Below are 26,105 nucleotides of genomic sequence, written 5' to 3'. Positions count from 1 at the left end.
TACCTTGAGAGCGCAATGATCGAGGTCGAAGAATATATTCGGGACAACCAGGCCAACCCATTTGAAAAGTGGTTCGCGTCATTGGATGTGCAGGCCGCCACAAAGGTATCCACTGCAATCCTTCGCATGCAGATGGGCAATACCTCCAATATCAAGTGGTTCGACGGCCTGGGTGAATACCGTATCGATTGGGGCCCGGGCTACCGGATCTATCTGCTACAGGAAGGCAAAAAGCTGATCATCCTGTTTGGCGGTGGTCACAAATCCAGCCAGACAAACGACATCAAGCAAGCCAAGGCGCTCATTGCCGAATACCAGCGCCGTAAAAAAGCCGCATCGAAAACGAGGTAACACTGACATGGCCCTTACTCGCAGCTTCAAACAGACCATCGCCGAGCGGGCGCAGCGCGACCCGGCGTTCGCCCAGGCACTGCTGGATGAAGCCGCCACCCTGTTTCTCAATGGCGAGCCAGAGATTGCACGGGTGATTTTGCGTGATCTGGTCAACGCCACCGTCGGCTTCGAGGGCCTGGCCAAGGAAACCGACAAGCCGAGCAAAAGCCTGCACCGCATGCTTTCGGCCAAGGGTAATCCGAGCATGGACAACCTGGCCGCTATCTTCAGTGTGATTCGCGCCACCCTGGGCGTGAAGATTGAGGTCCATGCCGTTCCGACCCTGTGACGGCATCCTGCTACGCTTGTGCACCAGGATCACCGACAAAGCCTACACAAGCTTGCGACCTTTCACCGCAGCTCACGCTTTTACTTATGAAGGACGTTCAGGCTAAATAACCCATCTGTTTGAAAACACTCACGGAAATCCTTTCCATGCCCCGACAACGGCTAGCCATTGCCTGGATCGCCTGCTTTGCAGTGCTGTTCAATCTGCTCGCCATGCCGATGTCCGGAGCCATGGCGCAAGCCTCGCAAGACTCGATCGCGGAGCAACTGTTGTGGGGCAGTTTCTGCTCGGCCAGTGGCACCCGCCTGGTGGCCATCGACCTCGGCAAGCTGGAACAGCAAGCCCCGCAAAACGATGAGCATTCCAATATGCAGCACTGCTGGTGCTGTGCGGGCTTCGCCTCGTTGCTGGCGTTGCCCGGCCATGTTCCACAGTTGCCGGTGGCCCAGGACGAAACCCAGCCGGCACGCCCCGCCACCCAGATCGACCTCCCCACCCCGCGCCAGCAATGGCCCTCGCTCAATCCCAGGGCTTCTCCGCTAGCCTGATTCACACCCACAGTCTGTGTGCGTCATGAATCGTTATGGAGAACCACCATGTTCAAGAATGCCCTGTTGCTGGCCGCCCTGCTGCTGCCCGCCTGTTTTGCCCATGCCCATGAATTCAAGGCCGGTGACCTGAGCATCACCCATCCCTGGTCCCAGGAACTGCCGCCCAACGCCCCGACGGTGGCGGCCTATTTCGTGATCCACAACCCGGGCAGCACGGCCGACCGCCTGACCGGCGTCGACAGTCCCATCGCCGGCAAGGCCGAACTGCATGAACATGTGATGCAGCTCGACCTGATGAAAATGCAGCAAGTCGCCAGTGTCGAGGTACCCGCCGGCGGTGAAGTGAAGTTCGCCCCCATGGCCTTTCATGTGATGTTGCTGGACCTCAAGGACCGTAGCCTCTTGCAGGATGGCAAGCACTTTGCGCTGACGTTGCACTTTGAAAAAGCCGGCGACGTGACCGTCGAGGTATCGGTACAGAAACAGCCGCCTGCCGGGACCAATGAGATGAGCCACATGGATCACGCGCCCGTTCAATAATCGACGACGCCCGTGAACGCCATGCACGCCGCACGCCTCAGGTCACCCCGCTCCCGCGCCCAAGTACGCGGCAGTTGGCTAAGCCTGTTCGCCATGCTGATGATCTTTATCGGACCGCTGATTTCCCAGGCGATGCCGATGGATCACCGCATGCCCATGTCGATGGGCATGGACATGTCGATGGAGATGCCCGGGCAGGCAGGCGAGGTCATGGCGCCCAGCGCCGACGAGCACCACGCCCCCAGCGCCGAGCACCATGCGCTATGGGAAAAATGCGGCTATTGCACCCTGCTGTTCAGTTGCCCGGCCCTGCCGCAGACCCTGAGCTTCGCCGCCCTTGACGGCCCCAGGCCGACGGCCGCCGTCGCTACCCAGACCCGCCTGGGCCATGCCCGGCAAACCACCTTTCCCGGTGCCCGTACCCGCGCCCCGCCCGCGTTCCATTAAGCAGCGACCCACTACCCTCTCACGCGGCCCGCCTGAACTGTAACCCGCAGTTCCAAAGCGGCTGCCGTGTTGTATTCGCTTGAATGATGGAACGCTTATGTCCACTGCAAACACTCGCCTGCGCGCTGCCCGGGCGTCTTCCCCGTTCGCCCTGAACGAGGCCCGCGCCCGCCTGCGCCAGAGCACCGCGCTGATGTGCGGCGTCCTGCTCGCCCCTGCCGTCTTCGCCGCCGACGCGCCAGAGGAATCCGCCCGGGAAATCGCCCCGACAGTCATTACCGCCATCGCCCCCAGCTCGCCGCTGACGGTGATCACCGATCCCAAGGACCCGCGCCAGCCGGTCCCCGCCAGTGACGGCGGCGACTACCTCAAGACCATCCCCGGCTTTGCCCTGGTGCGCAATGGCGGCACCAACGGCGACCCGGTGCTGCGCGGCATGTTCGGCTCGCGGCTGAATATCCTCACCAATGGCGGCCAGATGCTCGGCGCCTGCCCGGGGCGGATGGACGCACCGACCTCCTACATTTCCCCGGAAACCTACGACAAGCTGACGGTGATCAAGGGACCGCAAACCGTGCTCTGGGGCCCCGGCGCCTCGGCCGGGACCATCCTCTTCGACCGTGAGCCGGAGCACTTCGGCGAACTCGGCACGCGGGTCAACGCCAGTGTGCTGGCCGGCTCCAACGGGCGTTTCGACAAAGTGGTCGATGCCGCCGCTGGCGGTCCGTCGGGCTATGTCCGGGCGATCGGCAACCAGGCCCGTGCGGGCGACTACAAGGACGGCAATGGCGACCGCGTGCCCTCGCGCTACGACAAGTGGAACGGCGACGTCGCCCTGGGCTGGACGCCGGATGCTGACACCCTGCTGGAACTGACCGCCGGCAAGGGCGACGGTGAAGCCCGCTACGCCGGGCGCGGCATGGACGGTTCGCAGTTCAAGCGCGAAAGCCTCGGCCTGCGTTTTGAAAGGTCGAACCTCGGCGAAGTGCTCGACAAGCTCGAGGCCCAAGTCTACTACAACTACGCCGACCATGTGATGGACAACTACAGCCTGCGCCAGCCCTCCGGCACCGGGATGATGGCCGGCCCCATGGCCTCCAATGTCGACCGCCGCACCCTCGGCGCGCGACTCAAGGCCACCTGGCGCTGGGCCGACTGGCAACTGATCGGCGGCCTTGATGGGCAGACCGACGAACACCGCCAGCGCAGCAGCATGGGCATCGACACTTACGAGAGCCTGCCACGCAACCGGGATGCCGAGTTCCACAACTACGGCGTCTTCGGCGAACTGACCTGGTACGCCGCCGAGCGTGACCGCCTGATCAGCGGCGCGCGGCTGGACCGCGCCTCGGCCAAGGACTTTCGCCAGCGCATCGGTTCCGGGATGAGCGCCCAGCCCAATCCGACCGCCGGCCAGACCCGTGCAGACAGTCTGCCCAGTGGCTTCATGCGCTACGAGCATGACCTGGCCGACAGCCCGACCACGCTGTACGCCGGCCTCGGTCACGCCGAACGTTTCCCGGACTACTGGGAACTGTTCTCCCCCAACCAGGGCCCGAGTGGTTCGCTCAACGCCTTCGATGCCATCAAGCCGGAGAAGACCACCCAGCTGGATGTCGGCCTGCAGTACAAGACCGAGGACCTGGAGGCCTGGGCATCGGGCTATGTCGGCCAGGTGCGCGACTTTATCCTGTTCAACTACCAGCCGGGAATGATGGGCACGACCTCCCAGGCGCGCAATATCGACGCGCAGATAATGGGCGGCGAGCTCGGCGCGGCCTATCGGCTGACGGCCAACTGGAAAGCCGATGCCAGCCTGGCCTATGCCTGGGGCAAGAACACCAGCGACGGCAAGGCACTGCCGCAGATGCCGCCCCTGGACACCCGCCTGGGCCTCACCTACAGCCGCGACAACTGGAGTGCCGGAGGTCTGTGGCGAGTCGTTGCGCGACAGAACCGCATCGATCTGAACGAGGGCAATGTGGTCGGCAAGGACTTTTCCAAAAGCGCCGGCTTCGGCGTGTTCTCCCTCAACGGCGCCTATCGGATCAACAGCCACGTGAAGCTCAGCAGCGGCGTCGACAACCTGTTCAACAAGGCATACGCCGAGCACCTGAACCTGGCGGGCAACGCCGGGTTCGGCTACCCGGCCAATGACCCGCAAGCCATCAACGAACCGGGGCGCACGTTCTGGACCAAGGTGGATATGAGTTTCTAACCGTAACTGTGGCGAGCGGCGTCCCGACAAGCCCGCTCGCCGCACTGCCGCCGTATATCCAATGACTGATACCTTGCGGAGCGCTCCTGATGAGCCAACCTAAAATCTCCTTCTACAACCTGGCCTGGCGCTGGCATTTCTATGCCGGGCTGTTCGTTGCGCCGTTCATGGTCCTGCTGGCCCTGACCGGGATCATCTACCTGTTCAAACCGCAACTCGACCCGCTGTTGTACAGCGACCTGATAACGGTCCAGGCCGGTCATCACCGCCTCAACGCCGACGATCAGATGCGCCGCATCGAGATGGCTTATCCACAGGTGCGGATCAAACAGTACCTGCCGCCGATCAACGCCGAACGCAGCGCTCAGTTCGTGCTGATTCGCGACGGTCGCGAGCTCAACGTGTTCCTCGACCCCTATCGCGGCAACATACTCGGCGAGCAGGATGCCAAGCTCAATCTGCAAGCCGTCGCCCGCGCCCTGCACGGCGAACTGATGATCGGCACCCTCGGCGATCGCCTGGTGGAACTGGCCGCCGGCTGGGGCGTGATGCTGGTGGTGTCCGGCCTCTATCTCTGGTGGCCACGGGGCCGTTCCAGTGCCGGCGTGCTCTGGCCACGCCTGAGCCAGCGCGGACGCATCGTCTGGCGCGACCTGCACGCCGTCACTGGGTTCTGGGGCGCCGGGCTGCTGCTGTTCATGCTGCTCAGCGGCATGACCTGGACCGGGGTCTGGGGCAAGCAGTACGCCGAGGTCTGGAACCAGTTTCCCGATGCCATGTGGAACAACATGCCCAAGTCCGACCTCGAGGCCCGCAGCCTCAACGACGCGACCCGCCAGACCGTGCCCTGGGCCCTGGAAAACACGCCGATGCCGATGTCCGGCGACCATGCCGAACACATGAACCACGGCGCCACCTCAAGCGGCCCGGCAGCACCGGGCATCAGCCTGCAACAGGTGGTGGACATCGCCGCCACGCGCCAGGTCGAACCCGGCTACAGCATCACCCTGCCGACCACCGCCGAAGGCGTGTTCACCATCGCCGTGTTCGCCGACGACCCGCGCAACGACGCCACCCTGCATGTCGACCAGTACAACGGCAGGGTCCTCGCCGATGTGCGCTGGCAGCACTACGGCAATGTCGCCCGGGCCACGGAAATGGGCGTGATGCTCCATGAAGGCAAACTGTTCGGGACGATCAACCAGCTGGTCATGTTGCTGGTGTGCCTGATGATCCTGCTCAGTGCCGTCAGCGGCGTGGTGATGTGGTGGAAGCGTCGTCCGCAAGGTGGCCTCGGTATACCGCCGCTGCGCCACGATCTGCCACGCTGGAAAACCGCCCTGGTGATCATGTTCGCCCTGGCGATCCTGTTTCCCCTGGTCGGGGTCTCGCTGATCCTCGTCTGGCTGCTGGATTGGGCGCTGCTGTCGCGTCTCAAGGGCCAACCTGAATCGGCCTCATCTTCAACCTGAACAGGTTGAGAGGCGCATTCCAGAGGAGTCTGTAGACTTTTGACGAGAATATGTTGCAATTGCATATTGTTATAATATAACAATATGCAACATCCCTACTCGCAGTCCCTGGCTGCGGGTATCGCCTCTGAAGATAAGCGACTCCCTGTCCCGATGAACAAGTACCTCTTGCCCGGCCTCTGCCTGCTGGCGTTGAACCACGCCCAGGCCGACGGCACCCTGACCCTGCCCACCGGCACCATTACCGCACCCGCCGTCGACGACGAGCGCATCGACCTGAAGACCCCGACCACCGCCGGCTCACGTCTGGGCCTGACGGCACTGGAAACCCCCGCAAGCACCGACAGCCTGAGCGGTGAACAGATTCGCCAGCGCGGCGATATGAGTGTGCAGGATGCCGCATCGCGCAGCGCCGGGATCAGCCGTACCGGCAACCCGGGGGATGGCGGCACTTCGTTGCAGGCGCGGGGCTTTACCGGGCAGAACTCGGTGATGCAGTTGTATGACGGCACCCGGATGTACGCTGGTGCCGGCACCGTGACCTTCCCGGTGGACACCTGGTCGGTGGAGCGCGTCGATGTGCTGCGTGGGCCGGCATCGGTACTGTATGGCGAAGGGGCCACCGGCGCGGTGATCAACACCCTTCCGAAAAAACCGTTCGAAGGCGAGATCGAAAACCATATGCGCCTGGGCTATGGCTCCTACGGCAGTCAGCAAGAAGCCCTGGACAGCGGCGGTTCGCTGACGGACACCCTCAGCTATCGCCTCAATCTCAATCGCCTGAGCAGCAACGGCTGGGTCGACCGTGGCGATTCGAGCAGCAACTTCTTCAGCGGCGCCTTGCGCTGGCAGGCCAACGATGACCTGGTGTTCACCCTCTCCAGCGACTACGGCGACCAGGAGCCCACCGATTATTTCGGCGTGCCGCTGATCAACGGCCACTACCAGGAAAACCTGCGCTTCAAGAACTACAACGTCGGCGACGACAAGCTGCACTACAACGACCAGTGGACGCGCCTGCGCACCGACTGGCAGATCTCCGATACCGTCAGTTCCAGCAACGAGCTGTATTACCTCAAGGCCCAGCGTCGCTGGCAGAACGCCGAAAACTACAATTTCGACCCGACGACGCAAACCCTGTCGCGGGCCAGCTATATCAGCATCAAGCATGAAGAAGAACAGACCGGCGACCGCCAGACCTTCACCTTCAAGCACAGCCTGTTCGGCCTCGACAGCCAGACGCTGACCGGTGTGGATATCAACCGTATCCGCTTCAAGCTCGACAGCAACGCCGGCTTCGATGACCTGCCCGGCAGCCCGCCACTGGATCTGGGCAACCCGCAACCCGGCCAGTTCGAGAGTGCCGACGCCTACCGCCCACAGTTCTCGGCCACCACCCGGCAGTTCTCGCTGTTCGCCGAAAACCGTACCCAGTTGAGTGAGCGCTGGTCGCTGGTGACCGGTGTACGACGTGACTATGTGCACATCGACAATGACAATCTGATCAGCGACACCCGCAGCGACAAGAGCCTCACCGGCAACAACTGGAAGGCCGGCCTGGTGTTCGCGCTGACCGACGACACCTCGCTGTACGGCCAGTATTCCACCAGCACCGAGGGCGTCGGCGGCCTGGTGACCCTGGGCGCCAATGCGCAGCAATTCGGCCTGTCCAGCGCCAAGCAGTCCGAAGTGGGCCTCAAGCAGATGTTCTGGGACCAGCGCGGCGAATGGACCCTGGCGGCCTACCACATCGTTAAAAAGAAGCTGCTCACCGCCGACCCGAGTGCTCCGAACGACCCGAGCAAACAGCTGCAGGTCGGACAGCAATCGTCCGATGGGCTGGAAGCCAGCCTCGACCTGAAATTGGCCCACGACTGGCAGTTGCAGGCCAACGCGTCAATCGTCAGGGCGCAATATGATGACTTCGATCAGTCGGTCAATAATGTGATCGTCTCTTACAAAGGCAACCGTCCTACCGATGTACCCCGTCGCACCGCCAACCTCTGGTTGAGCAAGGCGATCACCGATAACGTGCGCGCCGGGGCGGGGGTGCGTTATGTGGATGCGCGTTATGCGGATCTGGCCAATACCGAGGAACTTCCGAGCTATACCGTGGTGGATGCCAACGTCTCGTGGAAAGCCTTGCGCAACACCACGCTGGGCCTGCAGTTGAACAATTTGTTCGACCGCCAATACGCCCAAAGCCAATACAATAGTGGCCAGCAATGGATACCGGGGCAACCGCGGTCGTTCTTCGTGACGGCGGACTACACCTTTTGAAAACACAACTGAGTACAACACAAACCTGTAGGAGCCGGCTTGCCGGCGATGGCGGCCGAACGGTCGGTGCAAGGCTTGCGGGCCTCTTCGCGGGCAAGCCCTGCTCCTACAATACTGCGGCAAATACAAATGCAGCGTACGACACAAACCCTGTAGGAGCCGGCTTGCCGGCGATGGCGGCCGAACGGTCGGTGCAAGGCTTGCGGACCTCTTCGCGGGCAAGCCCTGCTCCTACAATACTGCGGCAAACACAAATGCAGCGTACAAAGCTCTGCGTACATACACAGACAATGAGTAACGAATGACCTCGCTGACCCTCACCGATCTCGCCTGGACGCCTCCCGGCCATGACCGCTGCCAACACCAGTTTCAACTGCGTGATGCCAACCTGCGGGTGGCGACCGGTGAGTTCGTCGGCCTGATCGGTCCCAATGGCAGCGGCAAGACCAGCCTGCTGCGTTGCGCCTATCGCTTCAGCCAACCGGAACACGGCGAGGTCCTGCTCGAACACCAGAACGTCTGGAAACAATCGCCACGCTGGTGCGCCCAGCGCATCGCCGTGGTGCTCCAGGAATTCCCCGATGCCTTTGGCCTGACCGTTGCCGAAGTGGTCGCCATGGGCCGCACCCCGCACAAGAAACTCTTCGACGGCGACACCGAGGCCGACCACCAACTGATTCGCCAATCCATTGAGTCAGTGGGCATGCAGGGCTTCGAAGAGCACGCCTTCGCCACCCTCTCCGGTGGTGAAAAACAACGCGTGATCCTCGCCCGCGCCCTGGCCCAGCAACCGCAACTGCTGATCCTCGACGAACCGACCAACCACCTCGACCCGCGCTTCCAGTTGGAACTGTTGCGCCTGGTCAGGCAACTGAAGATCGGCACCCTGGCGAGCATCCACGACCTCAACCTCGCCGCGGCCTTCTGCGACCGGCTGTATGTGCTCCAGCACGGGCGCATCGTCGCCAGCGGCACACCCGCCGAGGTCCTGACCGTCGAGCTGCTGCGGGAAGTCTTCGGCGTCGAAGCGCTGATCGATACCCACCCACTCTCCGGCTACCCGCGAATCACCTGGATAACCCAACCATGAAGCTACGGCACCTGGCGCTCTGCCTCGGTTCACTGTTCACGTCCATGGCCGCCCTGGCCGAATCGACGCACTACCCGCTGACGGTCCAGAGCTGCAACCGCGAGGTGACCTTCAAGGAGGCGCCGAAACACGCGGTCAGCCATGACATCAACATGACCCAGATGATGCTCGCCCTCGGCCTCAAGCCACGCATGGCCGGCTATAGCGGGATCAGCGGCTGGAAATCAGTCACCCCGGAAATGGCGAAAACCCTCGACGGCCTGCCGGAACTGGCGGCCAAGTACCCGTCGGTGGAAACCCTGCTCAATGCCAACGTCGATTTCTTCTTCGCCGGCTGGGACTACGGCATGACGGTCGGCGGCGCCCTCACCCCGGCGACACTGACGCCCCTGGGCATCAACGTCTACGAGCTGACCGAGTCCTGTGCCTTCGTGATGAAACGCGCGGGTGCCAGCCTCGACGACACCTACAACGACCTGCGCAACCTGGGCAAGATCTTCGACGTGCAGGACCGCGCCAATGCCCTGATCGGCGCGATGCGGGCGCGAGTGGCCACGGTGCGGAAAACCCTGCCGGCCGACCGTCCACGAGTGTTCCTCTATGACAGCGGCGAAGACCGCGCCATGACCTCCGGCCGCCTGGCCATGCCCCAGGCGCTGATCGAAGCCGCTGGCGGGCGCAACGTCCTCGACGACGTCGATGCCAGCTGGACCCGGGTCAACTGGGAAAGCGTGGTGGAGAAAAATCCCCAGGTGATCGTGATCGTCGACTACAGCGAAGTCACCGCCGAGCAGAAGCAGCACTTCCTGGAAACCAACCCGGCGCTGCAGTCGGTGGACGCTATCCGCAACAAGCGCTTCGTGGTCATCCCTTATGTCGAGGCGACGCCGGGCATCGATAACGTCAAGGCCATCGAAACCCTCGCCAAGGCCTTCCACCCGCAATGATGAATCGCCGCTATGGCTCGTTGCTGGCCGCCCTCGGCGCCTTGTTGCTGCTGTCCTGCGTCCTCTCGCTGGGCTTCGGCCCGGCGCGGGTGCCGGTGGATGTCGTGTGGCGGATTCTCTCGTACAAGGCGCTGGGCCTGGGCGAGGTGAACTGGAGCGCCGGGCAGGAGCATATCGTCTGGCTGATCCGCGTACCGCGCATGCTCCTCGGCGTGCTGGTGGGCGCCGGGCTGGCGTTGATCGGCGCGGTCTTGCAGGCGGTCACGCGCAATCCCCTGGCCGACCCGCACCTGCTCGGGGTGACCTCCGGGGCGACTCTCGGCGCGGTGATCGTGGTCCTGCATGTGGGCGAGATCGTCGGCCTGCTGACCTTGCCCATCGCCGCCTTTATCGGTGCCCTGGCCAGTATGCTGGCGGTGCTCGCCATCGCCAGTCGCAACGGTCGGCTGGAGAGCGACCGGCTGCTGCTGTGCGGGGTCGCGGTGTCCTTCGTGATGATGGCGCTGGCCAACCTGCTGCTGTTTCTCGGCGATCATCGGGCCAGCTCCGCGGTGCTGTTCTGGATGCTTGGCGGCCTCGGCCTGGCGCGTTGGGAGCTGCTGCCGATACCGGCGGCGAGCGTGCTGCTGGGGCTGGTGCTGCTGGTGAGCATGGCCCGGCCATTGAACGCCCTGATGGCCGGCGAGCAGACTGCCGTGACCCTCGGCCTGAGTGCACGCAATGTGCGTCTGAAGGTGTTCCTGATCGCCTCGCTGATGACCGGCGTACTGGTTTCCATCAGCGGCTCCATCGGTTTTGTCGGCCTGATGGTGCCGCATATCGCCCGCTACCTGGTGGGCGCGGAACACCGGCGCCTGCTGCCGGTGTCGGCGCTGCTGGGAAGCCTGTTCCTGGTCTGGGTCGATGTCGCGGCGCGGACCCTGATCGCGCCCGAAGACTTACCAATCGGGGTGGCCACGGCGGCCATTGGCGGGTTGTTTTTTATCGGGTTGATGCGGCGCCGGTGAGGGCCTCTTCGCGAGCAAGCTCTGCTCCTACAGGTTCCGCGTCGTTCACAAAATAGTTGATCGACACGAACTCTGCAGGCGCAGAGCTTGCCGGATCGCCGCACCGTCGCGAAGACGGTATCAGCACCAATCTGGCACTCCCCGCGCACCGCAACGCCCATGTCGCCCCCGCTTGGTGCGACTGTTCAGACCAGTACCGCTCAAACACGACGGTTTCCTGCCTTTCCCCGACTGGGCACAGCCTTTGCAAAAGCCCCTTCAGTGTCTGCATCTGCCAACCAAAAAAACTTTGAACATCTGGAGATCGCACCAATGAAGCGTCGTAGCTTGATCAAGGCTTTCACACTGACGGCATCCATTGCCGCCATGGGCATGACCTGGACCGTCCAGGCCGCCGAGACCATCAAGGTCGGCATCCTGCATTCGCTGTCCGGCACCATGGCAATCTCCGAAACCTCGCTTAAAGACATGGCGCTGATGACCATCGACGAGATCAACGCCAAGGGCGGGGTCAACGGCAAGATGCTCGAACCGGTGGTGGTCGACCCGGCGTCCAACTGGCCGCTGTTCGCCGAAAAAAGCCGGCAGTTGCTGACCCAGGACAAGGTCGCCGTGGTGTTCGGTTGCTGGACCTCGGTGTCACGTAAATCGGTGCTGCCGGTGTTCGAGGAGCTCAACGGCCTGCTGTTCTACCCGGTGCAGTATGAAGGCGAGGAAATGTCGCCGAACGTCTTCTACACCGGCGCCGCGCCGAACCAGCAGGCGATCCCGGCGGTGGAATACCTGATGAGCGAAGACGGCGGCGCGGCCAAGCGCTTCTTCCTGCTCGGCACCGACTATGTCTACCCACGCACCACCAACAAGATCCTGCGCTCGTTCCTGCACTCCAAGGGGGTCGCGGACAAGGATATCGAAGAGGTCTACACCCCGTTCGGCCATGCCGACTACCAGACCATCGTCGCCAACATCAAGAAGTTCTCCGCCGGCGGCAAGACTGCGGTCATCTCCACCGTCAACGGCGACTCCAATGTGCCGTTCTACAAGGAACTGGCCAACCAGGGCCTGAAAGCCACCGACGTACCGGTGGTAGCCTTCTCCGTGGGCGAGGAAGAACTGCGCGGTATCGACACCAAGCCACTGGTGGGCAACCTGGCGGCGTGGAACTACTTCGAGTCGGTGGATAACCCGGTGAACAAGAAATTCGTCGCCGACTGGAAAGCCTACGCCAAGAAGAAAAACCTCCCGGGCGCCGACAAGGCCGTGACCAACGACCCGATGGAAGCCACCTATGTCGGCATCCACATGTGGGCCCAGGCGGCGGAAAAAGCCAAGTCCACGGATGTCGACAAGGTCCGTGCAGCCCTGGCCGGCCAGACCTTCGCCGCGCCATCGGGCTACACCCTGACCATGGACCCGACCAACCATCACCTGCACAAGCCGGTGATGATCGGCGAGATCCAGGCCGACGGTCAGTTCAACGTGGTCTGGCAGACCAAGGGCCCGATCCGTGCCCAGCCGTGGAGCCCGTTTATCCCGGGCAACGACAAGAAGCCGGATTATGCGGTGAAGAGCAACTGAGTAACCGCTGACGGTCGGCCCGGCAGGTATTCGCGGGCCGACCCAATCCCCTTGTAGGAGCCGGCTTGCCGGCGATGGCGGCCGGACGGTCGATACAAGACTTGCGGGCCTCATCGCCGGCAAGCCGGCTCCTACAAGGTCTTATGCAAGGCCATTGCTATGCCCACTGCCCTATACCGCTTTCTCCTCGCCCTGGCACTGCTGTTGCCGATGGCCGCCCACGCCGGGGACGCCGAAGACTTCGTCGCCGCCGACTCCAGCCAACAGGCCGCCCTGCTGGAAACCTGGGCCGCGCACCCGGAACCGGCACGCATCGAGCTGATCGACGCCCTGCAAAGCGGCCAGTTGACCCTCAATGGCGAAACCAAGACCCTGCACCTGAACAACCGCCTGCGCGGCCTTATCGACACCGCCGTCGCCGCCCAGCAACTGCTCGCCGCCGATGCCAAGGTGCGCCTGGCCGCCGCCCAGCAACTGCAAAAAAGCGCCAAGCCGGCGCAACTGAAATTCCTCGACCAACAACTGGCCGGCGAAACCAACACCGATGTCCACGCCGCCCTGAGCCTGGCCCTGGCCAATCTGCAATTGGTCGACAACGACCCGGCCGTCCGCCTCGCCGCCGTGCGCCTGCTCGGCGAGAGCGGCGACCCGCTGGCCCGCACCCGCCTCGAAGGCCTGCTGCAACCCGGGGTCGAAGCCGACGCCGGCGTGCACACCGCCGCCGAAACCAGCCTGGCGCAAGTCAAACGCAAGCTGATGATCGGCGAATGGCTCGGCCAGGCCTTCAGCGGCCTGTCCCTCGGTTCGATCCTGCTGCTGGCGGCCCTCGGCCTGGCGATCACCTTCGGCCTGCTCGGGGTGATCAATATGGCCCACGGCGAAATGCTGATGCTCGGCGCCTACGCCACCTACGTTGTGCAGTTGCTGTTCCAGCGCTTCCTGCCCCAGGCCATCGAGTTCTACCCGCTGGTGGCCCTGCCGGTGGCGTTCTTCGTCACCGCCGGGATCGGCATGGCCCTGGAACGCACGATCATCCGCCATCTCTACGGGCGTCCACTGGAAACCCTGCTCGCCACCTGGGGTATCAGCCTGATGCTGATCCAGTTGGTCCGCCTGGTATTCGGTGCGCAGAACGTCGAGGTGGCCAACCCGGCCTGGCTTTCCGGCGGCATCCAGGTGCTGCCCAATCTGGTCCTGCCCTACAACCGCCTGGTGATCATCGCCTTCGCGCTGTTCGTGGTGGTCCTCACCTGGCTGCTCCTGAACAGAACCCGCCTGGGCCTGAACGTCCGCGCCGTCACCCAGAACCGAAATATGGCCGCCTGCTGCGGCGTGCCCACCGGACGGGTGGACATGCTCGCCTTCGGCCTCGGCTCCGGGATCGCCGGTTTGGGCGGCGTCGCCCTGAGCCAGATCGGCAACGTCGGCCCGGACCTGGGCCAGAGCTACATCATCGACTCCTTCCTGGTGGTGGTGCTTGGCGGGGTCGGCCAGTTGGCCGGCAGCGTCATGGCCGCCTTCGGCCTGGGCATAGCCAACAAGATCCTCGAACCGCAGATCGGTGCGGTGCTGGGCAAGATCCTGATCCTCGCGCTGATCATTCTGTTTATCCAGAAACGCCCGCAAGGACTCTTCGCACTGAAAGGACGGGTGATCGACTGATGAACCAGCCCCTGATGCTCACCGCGAGCCAAAAAGCCGGGCCCGGCCTGACCATTGCCGTCGGCGTGATCGTGCTGGCGCTGCTGCTGGCCCTGCCGCTGCTGTCGCTGCTGCCGCCGGAAAACCTGCTCCACGTCTCGGCCTACACCCTGACCCTGGTGGGCAAGATTCTCTGCTACGCCATCGTCGCCCTGGCCCTGGACCTGGTCTGGGGTTATGCCGGCCTGCTGTCCCTCGGCCACGGCCTGTTCTTCGCCCTCGGCGGCTATGCCATGGGCATGTACCTGATGCGCCAGGCGTCCGGCGACGAGCTGCCGGCGTTCATGACCTTCCTGTCCTGGACCGAACTGCCCTGGTACTGGACCGGCACCAGCCACTTTCTCTGGGCCCTGTGCCTGGTGGTGCTGGCGCCGGGGCTGCTGGCGCTGGTGTTCGGCTTCTTCGCCTTCCGCTCGCGGATCAAGGGCGTGTACTTCTCGATCATGACCCAGGCCCTGACCTTCGCCGGGATGCTGCTGTTCTTCCGCAACGAAACCGGCTTCGGCGGCAACAACGGCTTTACCAACTTCCGCAGCATCCTCGGTTTCGGCATCACCGAACCGGGCACCCGCGCGGTGCTGTTCTTTGCCACAGTGGTCTTGCTGGTGACCAGCCTCTACAGCGGCTGGCGCCTGGCCAGGAGCAAGTTCGGGCGGGTGCTGACGGCACTGCGCGATGCGGAAAACCGATTGATGTTCTGTGGCTACGATCCCCGTGGTTTCAAGCTCTTCGTCTGGGTCTTGAGCGCCGTGTTGTGCGGCCTGGCCGGGGCGCTGTATGTGCCGCAGGTGGGGATCATCAACCCCAGCGAAATGTCGCCGACCAACTCCATCGAGGCCGCCGTGTGGGTGGCCCTCGGCGGGCGCGGCAGCCTGATCGGCCCGATTCTGGGCGCGGGTATGGTCAACGGTATGAAGAGCTGGTTCACCGTGGCCTTCCCTGAATACTGGCTGTTCTTCCTCGGCGCTCTGTTTATCGTCGTGACCCTGTACCTGCCCAAGGGCGTGATCGGGCTGCTGAAGAAAAGGGGCGAACAATGAGAGTCACCGCGACCGCCGAATTCATGCTCGAACCGATCCTCGAGCCCAACAAGGATGCCGGCAGCAGCCGTGACGCCCTGGGTCTCGGCCAGGCCAAGGGCGACGGCCTGGACACCCGCCACGGCACCATCCTGACCCTGGAAGATATCAGCGTCAGCTTCGACGGCTTCAAGGCCCTGAACAACCTGAACCTGTACATCGGCGTCGGCGAGCTGCGCTGCATCATCGGCCCCAATGGCGCGGGCAAGACCACCCTGATGGACGTGATCACCGGCAAGACCCGCCCCAGCCATGGCAAGGCCTGGTTCGGCGAAACCCTCGACCTGTCGGCGATGAGCGAAGTGCAGATCGCCCAGGCCGGGATCGGCCGCAAGTTCCAGAAGCCGACGGTGTTCGAGGCGTTGACGGTGTTCGAGAACCTGGAGCTGGCGCAGAAGACCGACAAATCGGTATGGGCCAGCCTGCGGGCGCGTTTGAGCGGTGAGCAGAAGGACGGGATTGCCCAGGTCCTGGAAACCATTCGCCTGACCGGCTCGGTCAATCGCCCGGCCGGTTTGTTGTCCCATGGCCAGAAGCAGTTCCTGGAGATCGGCATGTTGCTGGTGCAGGACCCGCAACTGTTGCTGCTCGACGAACCGGTGGCGGGCATGACCGATGCCGAGACCGAGTTCACCGCCGAGCTGTTCAAGAGCCTGGCCGGCAAGCATTCGCTGATGGTGGTGGAGCACGACATGGGTTTTGTCGGCGCGATTGCCGACCATGTCACCGTGCTGCACCAGGGCAGTGTGCTGGCCGAAGGCTCGCTGGAGCAGGTGCAGGAAAACGAACGAGTGATAGAGGTCTACCTCGGTCGCTGAAGGCACCCCACATCTCAGGAACACAACCATGCTCCAAGTCGACAAACTGCACCAGTACTACGGCGGCAGCCACATCCTGCGGGGCCTGTCCTTTGACGTGAAAGTCGGCGAAGTCACCTGCCTGCTGGGCCGCAACGGGGTGGGCAAGACTACCCTGCTCAAATGCCTGATGGGCCTGCTGCCGGCCAAGGAAGGAGCGGTGCAGTGGGAAGGCAAACCCATCACCAACCTCAAACCGCACCAACGGGTCCACGCCGGCATTGCCTACGTACCCCAGGGCCGGGAAATCTTCGGCCGCCTGAGCGTGGAAGAAAACCTGCTGATGGGCCTCTCGCGCTTCCCTGGCGCCGAAGCCAAGGAAGTGCCGGCGTTCATCTACGAACTGTTCCCGGTCCTGCTGCAAATGAAACAACGCCGTGGCGGCGACCTTTCCGGCGGCCAGCAACAACAGCTGGCCATCGGTCGGGCACTGGCCAGCCGCCCACGCCTGCTGATCCTCGACGAACCCACCGAAGGCATCCAGCCCTCGGTGATCAAGGAGATCGGCGCGGTGATCAAGAAACTCGCCGCCCGCGGCGATATGGCGATCCTGCTGGTGGAGCAGTTCTACGATTTCGCCGCCGAGTTGGCCGATCAGTACCTGGTGATGTCCCGGGGCGAGATTGTCCAGCAAGGTCGCGGAGAAAATATGGAAGCCGAAGGTGTGCGCGGACTGGTTACGATCTAACCTGTAGCGTCACGACGATAATTAGAAACCATGAATTCAACTGTCACTCACGCCCTGTTCACCCCCAGCTGGCACGCCGAGCTCGAACTCGGCTACGCCCGCTTCGGCGATTGCACGCGCCCGGTCACCCGGCGCCATCTGGGCCCGTTGCGGGTGCAGAAACACCTGTATGCCGAAGGTCCGCAAGTCTGCCAGCACATTATCGTCCACCCGCCCGGGGGGATTGCCGGCGGTGACCGGCTGGCCATCAGCGCCCGCGTCGAAACCGATGCCTGGGCGCAACTGACCAGCCCCGGCGCCGCGAAGTGGTATCGCGCCAACGGGCCGGCCTACCAGACCCTGGACCTGAAGGTCGCCGCCGGCGCGACCCTGGAATGGCTGCCCCAGGAAACCATCGTCTTCAGCGCGGCCCAGGCCGAGTTGAGCACCCGCATTGACCTTGAAGGCGACGCCCGCTTGCTCTACTGGGATATGGTCGCCCTCGGGCGCCCCGCCAGCGGTGAACGCTTTGATCGCGGGCATTTCCAGTCACAGCTGGATATCCGCCGCGACGGCCAACTGCTCTGGCACGAACGCCAACGCATCCAGGGCGACGACGGTCTGCTCGACTCGCCCATCGGCCTCGACGGCCAACCGGTCTTCGCCACCCTGCTGGTGACCGGCGAGATCGACAGCGAGCTGCTCGAACGCTGCCGTTCAGTGCCGACCCGGGTGCGCGGCGACCTCACCCAACTGCCCGGCCTGCTGGTCGCCCGCTGCCTGGCCGGCGAGGCCCTGCATGCCCGTGCCTGGCTGATCGAGCTGTGGCGGCTGTTGCGCCCGGCCCTGCTGGGGCGCGAGGCCGTGCCGCCGAGGATCTGGAACACATGAATATGCCAACCTTCTTTTACTGCCTGCCAACGGACTCCGAACCATGGACCTGACCCCCCGCGAAAAAGACAAACTGCTGATTTTTACCGCTGGTCTGGTGGCCGAACGGCGCCTGGCCCGTGGGGTGAAACTCAACTATCCGGAAGCCATGGCCTATATCTCGGCGGCTCTGCTGGAAGGTGCCCGCGATGGCCGGACCGTGGCCGAGCTGATGCACTTCGGCACCACCCTGCTCAACCGCGAACAAGTGATGGAAGGCATCCCGGAAATGATCCCGGAGATCCAGGTCGAGGCCACCTTCCCCGATGGCACCAAGCTGGTCACCGTCCACCAACCCATCGCCTGAGGCCGAGCATGTCCTACGTAATCCGCGATGCCGTCCACGCCGACCTGCCGGCGATCCGCGACATCTACAACGACGCGGTGCTCAACACCACGGCGATCTGGAACGAACAACCGGTGGACCTGGGCAATCGCCAGGCCTGGTTCAGCACCCGGCAAGGCCAGGCTTACCCGATCCTGGTGATCGTCGACAGTGCTGACACCGTGCTCGGCTATGCCTCCTTCGGCGACTGGCGGCCCTTCGAGGGCTTCCGCCACACCGTCGAACACTCGGTCTATGTGCGCAGCGACCAGCGCGGCAATGGCCTCGGCCCGCAACTGATGGCGGTGCTGATCGAGCGCGCCCGTGACTGCGGCAAACATGTGATGGTCGCCGCCATCGAAAGTGGTAACGCCGCTTCCATTCGCCTGCATGAACGCCAGGGTTTCACCATCACCGGGCAGATGCCCCAGGTGGGGGTGAAGTTCGGCCGCTGGCTGGACCTGACCTTTATGCAACTGACTCTGAATCCGGGTGCCCTGCCGCCCGCCGTCAACCAGGAGTAACCGCCATGAACGCCGCCCAACTGCGTCGTGTGAATAACGAAAGCTTTGCGCACTACCGCCAGGGTTTGATCGATTTGCTGCTGGACGCCGTTCGGCACGGCGCCAGTGTGGGTTTCATGGCCGATCTCGATGCCGGCCAGGCCCGCGACTACTTCGATACGGTGCAAACCGCGCTGCAGGACGGCAGCCTGCTGCTCTGGGTGGTGGTGCGTGACGAACAGGTGCTGGCCAGCGTGCAACTGAGCCTGTGCCAGAAGGCCAACGGCCTGAACCGCGCCGAAATCCAGAAGCTGCTGGTGTACAGCGAGGCCCGCCATCGCGGTCTCGGCCAGCAACTGATCCAGGCTCTGGAGCAGACGGCAAAACAGCACAAGCGTGGCCTGCTGCACCTCGACACCGAGGCCGGCTCCGAAGCCGAAGCCTTCTACAGCGCCCTGGGCTACACCCGGGTCGGCGAACTGCCGAACTACTGCGCGACACCGGATGGTCGCTACAAGGCCACCGCCATTTATTTCAAGACCCTGGGACAACCCGAATGATTCCTGGTGAATATCAGATCCAGCCCGGCGACATCGAACTCAATGTCGGTCGCCGCACCCTCAGCCTGAATGTGGCGAACAGCGGTGACCGACCGATTCAGGTCGGTTCGCACTATCACTTTTTCGAGACCAACGACGCCTTGAGCTTCGATCGCGCCGCCAGCCGTGGCATGCGCCTGAATATCCCCGCCGGCACCGCCGTGCGCTTCGAACCGGGGCAGAGCCGGGACGTTGAATTGGTGGAGTTGGCCGGGTTGCGGCGGGTGTTCGGGTTTGCCGGGCGGGTGATGGGCGACCTGGATTGATGGGTTGCCAGTACTGACGCCTTCGCGGGCAAGCTCCGCTCCCACAGGTTTTGTGTCGTACCCGAGTCCAGGGTTCAACACGGACAGTGTGGGAGCGGAGCTTGCCCGCGAAGAGAGCATCACGGTCTCTTTCCATTGCACCAAGGAATCAGCATGAAGATTTCCAGACAAGCCTACGCCGACATGTTCGGCCCCACCGTCGGCGACAAGGTGCGCCTGGCCGACACCGAACTGTGGATCGAAGTGGAAAAGGACTTCACCACCTACGGTGAAGAAGTGAAATTCGGCGGCGGCAAGGTGATCCGCGATGGTATGGGCCAAGGCCAGCTGTTGGCCGCCGAAGTCGTCGACACCCTGATCACCAATGCCCTGATCATCGACCACTGGGGCATCGTCAAGGCCGACGTCGGCCTCAAGGACGGGCGCATCGCCGCCATCGGCAAGGCCGGCAATCCGGACATCCAGCCCGACGTGACCATCGCCATCGGCGCCAGCACCGAAGTCATCGCTGGCGAAGGCATGATCCTCACCGCCGGCGGCATCGACACCCATATCCACTTCATCTGCCCGCAGCAGATCGAAGAAGCGCTGATGAGCGGCGTCACCACCATGATCGGCGGCGGCACGGGGCCGGCCACCGGCACCAACGCCACCACCTGCACCTCCGGGCCCTGGCACCTGGCGCGCATGCTCCAGGCCGCCGATGCCTTCCCGATGAACATCGGCTTCACCGGCAAGGGCAACGCCAGCCTGCCACAGCCGCTGATCGAGCAGGTCGAGGCCGGCGCCATCGGCCTCAAGCTCCACGAAGACTGGGGCACCACGCCGGCGGCCATCGACAACTGCCTGAGCGTGGCCGACCAGTACGACGTGCAGGTGGCGATCCACACCGACACCCTCAACGAATCCGGTTTTGTCGAAACCACCCTCGGCGCGTTCAAGGGCCGTACCATCCACACCTATCACACCGAAGGCGCGGGCGGCGGCCATGCGCCGGACATCATCAAGGCCTGCGGTTTCCCCAATGTGCTGCCCAGCTCGACCAATCCGACCCGGCCGTTCACTCGCAACACCATCGACGAACATCTGGACATGCTGATGGTCTGCCATCACCTCGACCCGAGCATCGCCGAGGACGTGGCCTTTGCCGAGAGCCGCATCCGCCGGGAAACCATCGCCGCCGAAGACATCCTCCACGACCTCGGCGCGTTCTCGATGATCAGCTCCGACAGCCAGGCCATGGGCCGCGTCGGTGAAGTCATCACCCGCACCTGGCAGACCGCCGACAAGATGAAGAAACAACGCGGCCCGCTGCCGGGCGACGGTGACGGCAACAGCAACTTCCGGGTCAAGCGCTACATCGCCAAATACACCATCAACCCGGCGATCACCCACGGCATCAGCCATGAAGTGGGCTCGATCGAAGTGGGCAAATGGGCCGACCTGGTGCTCTGGCGCCCGGCGTTCTTCGGTGTGAAACCGACGCTGATCCTCAAGGGCGGGGCGATTGCCGCCAGCCTGATGGGCGACGCCAATGCCTCGATCCCGACGCCGCAGCCGGTGCACTACCGGCCGATGTTCGCCAGCTACGGCGGCTCATTGCACGCCACCAGCCTGACCTTTATCAGCCAGGCGGCGCAGGCCGCGGGGATTCCCCAGAGCCTGGGCTTGAAGAAAAAGATTGCGGTGGTCAAAGGCTGCCGCGATGTGCAGAAAACCGACCTGATCCACAACGACTACCTGCCGCAGATCGACGTCGACCCGCAGACCTACCAGGTCAAGGCCGATGGCGTACTGCTATGGTGCGAACCGGCGGACGTGCTGCCGATGGCGCAGCGCTACTTCCTCTTCTGAGCCCAGGCCAGCCATGGATGGCTTGGCCGTCAGGGTTGGATGGCGGCAAAGAAGGTTTTCGACGTATCGACCAGCCCCAACTGCTGCAGGCAGTCATTGATCCCATCCATCATCCCGAGGTCACCCGGATGGGGCTTGCCGTCCAGCACACGATGCAAGGCACACAGGAACAATAATTTGCCGACGGCATTGTCGTTGGCCATATCCTTTTTCCCGTCGGCAATGCTCAGTGCCGCCTGGTTGATCTGGCTTTCGGTGTTGCTCAACAGATCTGCTTTGTTCATGACAGTCGCTCCTTTGAAGAGGTACTGCTTTGAGTGAATACAACACGAATTCACACTAAGCCTGCCGGGAGGTAGCGTCTACTGTCAGAAATGACAGGTATAGATGAGTCAGGCCACCTGAAACCCACCCCTCAAAAGGGACTGAAAAGCGCTAAGCTAGCCCTCATAAAGAGCGATCCTCCCTTCGAGGCAACAAGCATGCACCTATCAACCTTTATCGTGCAGCAGGTCGACAGCATCGTCGATGAGTGGGAACAGTTCGCCAAAACCCTGACTCCGGCGGCGGATGCCATGGGCCGGGTCGCCTTGCGCGACCACGCCAAATCGATCCTGCTGGCCGCCGCCCGGGATATGGAAACCAGCCAGAGCGCCAGCGAACAGACCGCCAAGTCCAAGGGCGACAGTCCGGACAACAGCCCCGGTCTGGACAGCGCCGCCGCCAGCCACGGTGAACTGCGCCACACCGCCGGTTTCGACCTGATGCAGATGACTTCGGAATTCCGCCATCTGCGCGCCTGCGTGATTCGGCGCTGGGTCGCCAGCCTGGCCACGCCGGAGCTGGGCCACTTCCAGGACATGGTCCGCTTCAACGAAGCCATCGACGAAGCCCTGACCGAATCCACCGCCGCCTACGCCGAACAGGTCAACCGCTCCCGGGATATTTTCCTCGCCATTCTCGGTCATGACCTGCGGGCGCCCTTGCAGGCTGTGAGCATGTCCATCGAAATGCTGGTACGCAAGAACCGCCTGGATGCCGACGGACTGGTGTATGTCGCCAGCATCAAGCGCGGCACCCGGCATATGGGCAGCATGATCAGCGACTTGCTGGAGTTTGTCCGCAGCCGCCTGGGCAAGAGCCTGCCCATCGACCCGGCACCGATGGACCTGAGCAGCGCGGCGAAGGCCGTGATCAATGAAGCCTGGGCCGGGCAGCAGGATTGCATGCCACAGTTGAAGGTGGAAGGCGATGTGCATGGGGTGTGGGATCGCGGGCGCATCGAGCAGTTGCTGCAGAACCTGATCGGCAATGCCTTGCAACATGGAGCCAGTCATCGACCGCTGACCCTGACCCTGGACGGCACGACGGACAGCGTCCGCCTGACCATGCACAACTTCGGCACGCCGATCCCGCAGGACGCCCTGGCGACAATCTTCGATCCGTTGGTGCGCGGCGCTGATGAAGAGATCGGCCAACCGGGTACCGCCACCAGCCTGGGGTTGGGGCTGTATATCGCCAAGGAAGTGGTGACGGCCCATCAGGGCACGATAGAGGTCAGTTCCAGCGCCGAGGACGGCACACGTTTTAGCGTGGTCCTGCCCAGAATCTCTCGGGCCTAGGGCCCAGGCCTGTATTCACTCGTGCACAAAACGCCCCAGGCGCTGGCGCAGCATCTGGTTCTCCGCCCGCAGCAGCTGCACTTCTGCCAGCAGGTCCAGCGCCAGGGCGACGCCTTCCCACTCCAGTTCCAGCTCCCGGTGCAGCTTCACCGCGCGGCGGGCAATACCCGGCGCTTCATCGCCAAAACGCCAGGCCTCGGGCGAGCGCCCCTGAGGTTCAAGAATGCCGTGTTCGACGATTTCGATCACGTAGGCAACCGGCAATTGGGTCACCTCACAAAAAGCCTGCATATCCAGTTGAACGTTCAAGGGGCTGCTCATGATTAGCTACTCCATTGCTCTCTCGGGTCGAAGGCGGCCTTTTTCGCCAGTTCCTGCCACAACGCCTTGACGGCATCGTCGTTCTGCCGTGGCATCACCGCCTTGAGCTGCACGAACAGATAACCGCGCTGCCCGGCCTTGTTCAACAGGCCGTGGCCCTTGGCCCGCATGCGCTGGCCGTTCTGGCTGCCCGCCGGGACCTTGAGGTTGATCTTGCCGGTCAGGGTCGGCACCGCGATCTCCGCGCCCAACGCCAATTCCCAGGGCGCCAGCGGCAGGGTGATGATCAGGTTCTCTCCTTCGACATCGAATTTGGGGTGAGGTGCAAAACGAATCGTCAGGTACAGGTCGCCATTTGCCCCACCGCCGACACCCGGCGCGCCCTGGCCCTTGAGGCGGATACGCTCGCCGTCGGTGACACCGGCCGGAATCTTCACGTTCAGGCTCTTGCTGGTGTTGCTGACATGCTGCCCGGCGGCATTGTGCTGCGGAATCTGGAAGCTGACCTTCTTCGACTCGTTCGAGAGGCTTTCCTCCAGGAAAATCGGTAGTTCCAGCTCCACGTCCTGCCCTCGCCGGCCGGCGCTGCGGCCCGGTTGTCCACCGCCAAAACCGTTGCCGCGCGAGCCGAAGATCGAACTGAAGAAGTCCGAGAAGTCGCCTGTGTCCGCGCCGCCACCACCGAAACCGCCACGGCCCTGCCAACCCGGCGGGCCCTGAAACGGCTGGCCGTGCTGGCCGTATTTGCGCAAGTCGTCGTATTCGGCGCGCTTGTCGGCGCTTTTCAGCGCTTCATAGGCTTCCGACGCGTCCTTGAACTTCGCTTCGGCGTCCTTTTCCTTGCTGACATCCGGGTGATACTTGCGCGCCAGCTTGCGGTACGCGGCCTTGATGGTCTTGTCGTCCGCCGTCGGCTCCACACCCAGGATCTTGTAATAGTCTTTGAAGTCCATCTAAGGATCACCATCCGTTATCGATATCGCGCCGCTCGGCAAGACACAGCATGCGCGCATCGGCGCGACAAAGATTGACCGATCTCAAGGCTGTGACTCAGGGGCGCTGCAGAAGTTTATCGGCCGTTGCCGGAATTTCTTGTCATCGACGGCAACAGGCAGAACCAATGAGTGCAAGTTTGGGGACGATTGCCCACCTTTCAAGTCCAAGCCGTTACAAGAACCGCTATTTAACGGATCACCGGCCTTCGAATCCGTGCGCGACTGGCATACACTGCGCGGCCGTTTTGCAACCGGAACCCGAACACCATGAACAACGCCTCTCCAGCCCGTGCCTGCGGTATCGACTTCGGCACCTCCAACTCCACCGTCGGCTGGATACGTCCCGGCATGGAAACGCTGATCGCGCTGGAAGACGACAAGATCACCCTGCCGTCGGTGCTCTTCTTCAATTTCGAGGAGCGCCGTCCGGTCTATGGCCGGCTGGCCCTGCATGAGTACCTGGAAGGCTACGAAGGCCGGCTGATGCGCTCGCTCAAGAGCCTGCTGGGCTCCAAGCTGATCAAGCACGACACCAGCGTGCTCGGCACGGCGATGCCATTCAAGGACCTGCTGGGGCTGTTTATCGGCCAGTTGAAGCAACGCGCCGAAACCACTGCCGGACGTGAGTTCGAGCAAGTGGTACTGGGCCGCCCGGTGTTCTTCGTCGACGAAGACCCGGCCGCCGACCAGGAAGCCGAAGACACCCTGGCGGAAGTAGCGAAGAAGCTCGGTTTCAAGGAAGTGTCCTTCCAGTACGAACCGATCGCCGCGGCCTTCGACTACGAGTCGACCCTGGACCGTGAAGAGTTGGTGCTGATCGTCGACATCGGCGGTGGTACCTCGGACTTTTCCCTGGTGCGCCTGTCGCCGGAGCGCCGGAACCTGGACAACCGTCACGACGATATCCTCGCCACCGGCGGCGTGCACATCGGCGGGACCGACTTCGACAAGCAGCTGAGTTTGCAAGGCGTGATGCCGCTGTTCGGCTACGGCAGCCGGATGAAGAGCGGCGCCTATATGCCTACCAGCCATCACATGAACCTGGCGACCTGGCACACCATCAACTCGGTGTACTCGCAGAAAACCCAGCTGGCCCTGGGCAGCATGCGCTACGACATCGAGGACACCGGCGGCATCGATCGCCTGTTCAAGCTGATCGAACAGCGTGCCGGCCACTGGCTGGCGATGGAAATCGAAGAAACCAAGATCGAGCTGACCCATGCCCCACTGCGCCATGTGCCGCTGGATCGCATCGAGCCGGGCTTGAGCGTGGAGTTGAGCCGGGCCCTGTTCGAGTCGGCCATCGACAACCTGCTGGAGCGCATCCGCACCAGCGTCACCCAGTTGCTCGGCGATGCCGGGGTGGGTGTCGCGCAGGTCGACACGGTGTTCTTCACCGGCGGCTCCAGCGCCATTCCGGCACTGCGCCAGAGCGTCTCGGCGATGCTGCCCAATGCCCGCCATGTGGAAGGCAATATCTTCGGCAGCATTGGTAGCGGTCTGGCGATCGAAGCGAAGAAGCGCTACGGCTGACACCATTCCTTGTGGGAGCCCGGCTTGCCGGCGATGGCGTC

Annotated in this window: 27 protein-coding genes; 24 read left to right on the top strand and 3 right to left on the bottom strand. The window is 63.2% G+C overall.

Annotated elements, in window-relative coordinates:
• Positions 1–15 precede the first annotated feature (15 nt).
• The 22 genes from M5C01_RS26870 (at position 16) to ureC (ending at position 21,593) form a co-directional block, all read left to right on the top strand.
• Positions 16–351, top strand: a complete 336-nt coding sequence (locus tag M5C01_RS26870; RefSeq protein ID WP_152741578.1) for a type II toxin-antitoxin system RelE/ParE family toxin — start codon at positions 16–18, stop codon at positions 349–351.
• Positions 352–358: 7 nt separating this feature from the next.
• Positions 359–682: a transcriptional regulator gene (locus tag M5C01_RS26865; RefSeq protein WP_100944269.1), complete on the top strand. Its 324-nt coding sequence runs from the start codon at positions 359–361 to the stop codon at positions 680–682.
• Between the two features lie 146 nt (positions 683–828).
• Positions 829–1,230 (top strand): DUF2946 domain-containing protein, encoded by a 402-nt coding sequence (locus tag M5C01_RS26860; protein WP_152741577.1) that lies wholly within the window; start codon positions 829–831, stop codon positions 1,228–1,230.
• 48 nt (positions 1,231–1,278) lie between these two features.
• Positions 1,279–1,773, top strand: a complete 495-nt coding sequence (locus tag M5C01_RS26855) for a copper chaperone PCu(A)C (protein WP_103495217.1) — start codon at positions 1,279–1,281, stop codon at positions 1,771–1,773.
• 21 nt (positions 1,774–1,794) lie between these two features.
• The gene (locus M5C01_RS26850; protein ID WP_152741576.1) at positions 1,795–2,220 is read left to right on the top strand and encodes a DUF2946 domain-containing protein; all 426 of its coding nucleotides are present in this window, start codon (positions 1,795–1,797) and stop codon (positions 2,218–2,220) included.
• A gap of 97 nt (positions 2,221–2,317) precedes the next feature.
• Positions 2,318–4,438, top strand: a complete 2,121-nt coding sequence (locus tag M5C01_RS26845) for a TonB-dependent copper receptor (protein ID WP_152741574.1) — start codon at positions 2,318–2,320, stop codon at positions 4,436–4,438.
• A gap of 89 nt (positions 4,439–4,527) precedes the next feature.
• Positions 4,528–5,910, top strand: coding sequence for a PepSY domain-containing protein (locus tag M5C01_RS26840; protein ID WP_152741573.1), 1,383 nt, complete (start codon positions 4,528–4,530; stop codon positions 5,908–5,910).
• A gap of 153 nt (positions 5,911–6,063) precedes the next feature.
• Positions 6,064–8,190: a TonB-dependent receptor gene (locus M5C01_RS26835; protein WP_152741572.1), complete on the top strand. Its 2,127-nt coding sequence runs from the start codon at positions 6,064–6,066 to the stop codon at positions 8,188–8,190.
• A 301-nt stretch (positions 8,191–8,491) separates the two neighbouring features.
• Complete coding sequence (locus M5C01_RS26830; RefSeq protein WP_152741571.1) at positions 8,492–9,280, top strand: ABC transporter ATP-binding protein; 789 nt, start codon at positions 8,492–8,494, stop codon at positions 9,278–9,280.
• The gene (locus M5C01_RS26825) at positions 9,277–10,227 is read left to right on the top strand and encodes an ABC transporter substrate-binding protein (protein WP_152741570.1); all 951 of its coding nucleotides are present in this window, start codon (positions 9,277–9,279) and stop codon (positions 10,225–10,227) included. Before M5C01_RS26830 ends, M5C01_RS26825 begins: the two co-directional genes overlap by 4 nt.
• Positions 10,224–11,234, top strand: coding sequence for an iron ABC transporter permease (locus tag M5C01_RS26820; protein ID WP_152741568.1), 1,011 nt, complete (start codon positions 10,224–10,226; stop codon positions 11,232–11,234). Before M5C01_RS26825 ends, M5C01_RS26820 begins: the two co-directional genes overlap by 4 nt.
• A gap of 312 nt (positions 11,235–11,546) precedes the next feature.
• The gene (gene urtA, locus M5C01_RS26815; RefSeq protein WP_152741566.1) at positions 11,547–12,812 is read left to right on the top strand and encodes an urea ABC transporter substrate-binding protein; all 1,266 of its coding nucleotides are present in this window, start codon (positions 11,547–11,549) and stop codon (positions 12,810–12,812) included.
• Positions 12,813–12,971: 159 nt separating this feature from the next.
• A complete protein-coding gene (gene urtB / locus M5C01_RS26810; protein WP_152741565.1) occupies positions 12,972–14,474 on the top strand; it encodes an urea ABC transporter permease subunit UrtB in 1,503 nt (500 codons plus the stop codon).
• Complete coding sequence (gene urtC / locus M5C01_RS26805; protein ID WP_152741564.1) at positions 14,474–15,553, top strand: urea ABC transporter permease subunit UrtC; 1,080 nt, start codon at positions 14,474–14,476, stop codon at positions 15,551–15,553. Before urtB ends, urtC begins: the two co-directional genes overlap by 1 nt.
• Positions 15,550–16,410 carry an urea ABC transporter ATP-binding protein UrtD gene (gene urtD / locus M5C01_RS26800; protein ID WP_103495227.1) on the top strand — a complete coding sequence of 287 codons (861 nt, stop codon included), beginning with the start codon at positions 15,550–15,552 and terminating at the stop codon, positions 16,408–16,410. The genes urtC and urtD overlap by 4 nt, the downstream gene beginning before the upstream one ends.
• Positions 16,411–16,438: 28 nt before the next feature.
• Positions 16,439–17,137: an urea ABC transporter ATP-binding subunit UrtE gene (urtE, locus tag M5C01_RS26795; RefSeq protein WP_103495228.1), complete on the top strand. Its 699-nt coding sequence runs from the start codon at positions 16,439–16,441 to the stop codon at positions 17,135–17,137.
• 30 nt (positions 17,138–17,167) lie between these two features.
• Positions 17,168–18,007: an urease accessory protein UreD gene (locus tag M5C01_RS26790; RefSeq protein ID WP_152741563.1), complete on the top strand. Its 840-nt coding sequence runs from the start codon at positions 17,168–17,170 to the stop codon at positions 18,005–18,007.
• Between the two features lie 43 nt (positions 18,008–18,050).
• Positions 18,051–18,353 carry an urease subunit gamma gene (ureA, locus tag M5C01_RS26785; protein ID WP_103495230.1) on the top strand — a complete coding sequence of 101 codons (303 nt, stop codon included), beginning with the start codon at positions 18,051–18,053 and terminating at the stop codon, positions 18,351–18,353.
• An 8-nt stretch (positions 18,354–18,361) separates the two neighbouring features.
• Positions 18,362–18,895, top strand: coding sequence for a GNAT family N-acetyltransferase (locus M5C01_RS26780; RefSeq protein WP_152741562.1), 534 nt, complete (start codon positions 18,362–18,364; stop codon positions 18,893–18,895).
• A 5-nt stretch (positions 18,896–18,900) separates the two neighbouring features.
• The gene (locus M5C01_RS26775; RefSeq protein ID WP_103495232.1) at positions 18,901–19,434 is read left to right on the top strand and encodes a GNAT family N-acetyltransferase; all 534 of its coding nucleotides are present in this window, start codon (positions 18,901–18,903) and stop codon (positions 19,432–19,434) included.
• A complete protein-coding gene (locus tag M5C01_RS26770; protein WP_100944249.1) occupies positions 19,431–19,739 on the top strand; it encodes an urease subunit beta in 309 nt (102 codons plus the stop codon). The genes M5C01_RS26775 and M5C01_RS26770 overlap by 4 nt, the downstream gene beginning before the upstream one ends.
• Positions 19,740–19,892: 153 nt before the next feature.
• The gene (gene ureC, locus M5C01_RS26765; RefSeq protein ID WP_152741561.1) at positions 19,893–21,593 is read left to right on the top strand and encodes an urease subunit alpha; all 1,701 of its coding nucleotides are present in this window, start codon (positions 19,893–19,895) and stop codon (positions 21,591–21,593) included.
• A gap of 29 nt (positions 21,594–21,622) precedes the next feature.
• Here ureC and M5C01_RS26760 read toward each other — a convergent pair whose 3' ends face one another.
• A complete protein-coding gene (locus M5C01_RS26760; RefSeq protein ID WP_152741560.1) occupies positions 21,623–21,877 on the bottom strand; it encodes a hypothetical protein in 255 nt (84 codons plus the stop codon).
• Positions 21,878–22,075: 198 nt separating this feature from the next.
• On the opposite strand from M5C01_RS26760, the gene M5C01_RS26755 reads away from it, so the two are divergent.
• Positions 22,076–23,215, top strand: coding sequence for a HAMP domain-containing sensor histidine kinase (locus tag M5C01_RS26755; RefSeq protein ID WP_152741559.1), 1,140 nt, complete (start codon positions 22,076–22,078; stop codon positions 23,213–23,215).
• Positions 23,216–23,230: 15 nt separating this feature from the next.
• On the opposite strand, the gene M5C01_RS26750 is transcribed toward M5C01_RS26755, so the two are convergent.
• Entirely contained in the window at positions 23,231–23,536 is a 306-nt protein-coding gene (locus M5C01_RS26750) for a chaperone modulator CbpM (RefSeq protein ID WP_152741558.1), read from the bottom strand.
• A gap of 2 nt (positions 23,537–23,538) precedes the next feature.
• On the bottom strand, positions 23,539–24,489 hold the full coding sequence (locus M5C01_RS26745) for a DnaJ C-terminal domain-containing protein (protein WP_103495237.1): 951 nt from the start codon (positions 24,487–24,489) through the stop codon (positions 23,539–23,541).
• Positions 24,490–24,798: 309 nt separating this feature from the next.
• Between M5C01_RS26745 and M5C01_RS26740 the strand changes: the two genes are divergently transcribed.
• On the top strand, positions 24,799–26,064 hold the full coding sequence (locus M5C01_RS26740; protein ID WP_152741557.1) for an Hsp70 family protein: 1,266 nt from the start codon (positions 24,799–24,801) through the stop codon (positions 26,062–26,064).
• Positions 26,065–26,105: the final 41 nt, after the last annotated feature.

The organism is Pseudomonas sp. MWU12-2319 (genome assembly GCF_023242525.1).
Lineage (GTDB): Bacteria > Pseudomonadota > Gammaproteobacteria > Pseudomonadales > Pseudomonadaceae > Aquipseudomonas > Aquipseudomonas gingeri_D.
The sequence above is the reverse complement of the archived record's forward strand: the minus strand, read 5'-3'. Positions and strand labels throughout refer to the sequence as shown.

Bases quoted from the DNA above. Each gene is read 5' to 3' on its own strand.
- M5C01_RS26870 (WP_152741578.1), top strand. From the start codon at position 16: ATGATCGAGGTCGAAGAATATATTCGGGACAACCAGGCCAACCCATTT.
- M5C01_RS26865 (WP_100944269.1), top strand. From the start codon at position 359: ATGGCCCTTACTCGCAGCTTCAAACAGACCATCGCCGAGCGGGCGCAG.
- M5C01_RS26860 (WP_152741577.1), top strand. From the start codon at position 829: ATGCCCCGACAACGGCTAGCCATTGCCTGGATCGCCTGCTTTGCAGTG.
- M5C01_RS26855 (WP_103495217.1), top strand. From the start codon at position 1,279: ATGTTCAAGAATGCCCTGTTGCTGGCCGCCCTGCTGCTGCCCGCCTGT.
- M5C01_RS26850 (WP_152741576.1), top strand. From the start codon at position 1,795: ATGCACGCCGCACGCCTCAGGTCACCCCGCTCCCGCGCCCAAGTACGC.
- M5C01_RS26845 (WP_152741574.1), top strand. From the start codon at position 2,318: ATGTCCACTGCAAACACTCGCCTGCGCGCTGCCCGGGCGTCTTCCCCG.
- M5C01_RS26840 (WP_152741573.1), top strand. From the start codon at position 4,528: ATGAGCCAACCTAAAATCTCCTTCTACAACCTGGCCTGGCGCTGGCAT.
- M5C01_RS26835 (WP_152741572.1), top strand. From the start codon at position 6,064: ATGAACAAGTACCTCTTGCCCGGCCTCTGCCTGCTGGCGTTGAACCAC.
- M5C01_RS26830 (WP_152741571.1), top strand. From the start codon at position 8,492: ATGACCTCGCTGACCCTCACCGATCTCGCCTGGACGCCTCCCGGCCAT.
- M5C01_RS26825 (WP_152741570.1), top strand. From the start codon at position 9,277: ATGAAGCTACGGCACCTGGCGCTCTGCCTCGGTTCACTGTTCACGTCC.
- M5C01_RS26820 (WP_152741568.1), top strand. From the start codon at position 10,224: ATGATGAATCGCCGCTATGGCTCGTTGCTGGCCGCCCTCGGCGCCTTG.
- urtA (WP_152741566.1), top strand. From the start codon at position 11,547: ATGAAGCGTCGTAGCTTGATCAAGGCTTTCACACTGACGGCATCCATT.
- urtB (WP_152741565.1), top strand. From the start codon at position 12,972: ATGCCCACTGCCCTATACCGCTTTCTCCTCGCCCTGGCACTGCTGTTG.
- urtC (WP_152741564.1), top strand. From the start codon at position 14,474: ATGAACCAGCCCCTGATGCTCACCGCGAGCCAAAAAGCCGGGCCCGGC.
- urtD (WP_103495227.1), top strand. From the start codon at position 15,550: ATGAGAGTCACCGCGACCGCCGAATTCATGCTCGAACCGATCCTCGAG.
- urtE (WP_103495228.1), top strand. From the start codon at position 16,439: ATGCTCCAAGTCGACAAACTGCACCAGTACTACGGCGGCAGCCACATC.
- M5C01_RS26790 (WP_152741563.1), top strand. From the start codon at position 17,168: ATGAATTCAACTGTCACTCACGCCCTGTTCACCCCCAGCTGGCACGCC.
- ureA (WP_103495230.1), top strand. From the start codon at position 18,051: ATGGACCTGACCCCCCGCGAAAAAGACAAACTGCTGATTTTTACCGCT.
- M5C01_RS26780 (WP_152741562.1), top strand. From the start codon at position 18,362: ATGTCCTACGTAATCCGCGATGCCGTCCACGCCGACCTGCCGGCGATC.
- M5C01_RS26775 (WP_103495232.1), top strand. From the start codon at position 18,901: ATGAACGCCGCCCAACTGCGTCGTGTGAATAACGAAAGCTTTGCGCAC.
- M5C01_RS26770 (WP_100944249.1), top strand. From the start codon at position 19,431: ATGATTCCTGGTGAATATCAGATCCAGCCCGGCGACATCGAACTCAAT.
- ureC (WP_152741561.1), top strand. From the start codon at position 19,893: ATGAAGATTTCCAGACAAGCCTACGCCGACATGTTCGGCCCCACCGTC.
- M5C01_RS26760 (WP_152741560.1), bottom strand. From the start codon at position 21,877: ATGAACAAAGCAGATCTGTTGAGCAACACCGAAAGCCAGATCAACCAG.
- M5C01_RS26755 (WP_152741559.1), top strand. From the start codon at position 22,076: ATGCACCTATCAACCTTTATCGTGCAGCAGGTCGACAGCATCGTCGAT.
- M5C01_RS26750 (WP_152741558.1), bottom strand. From the start codon at position 23,536: ATGAGCAGCCCCTTGAACGTTCAACTGGATATGCAGGCTTTTTGTGAG.
- M5C01_RS26745 (WP_103495237.1), bottom strand. From the start codon at position 24,489: ATGGACTTCAAAGACTATTACAAGATCCTGGGTGTGGAGCCGACGGCG.
- M5C01_RS26740 (WP_152741557.1), top strand. From the start codon at position 24,799: ATGAACAACGCCTCTCCAGCCCGTGCCTGCGGTATCGACTTCGGCACC.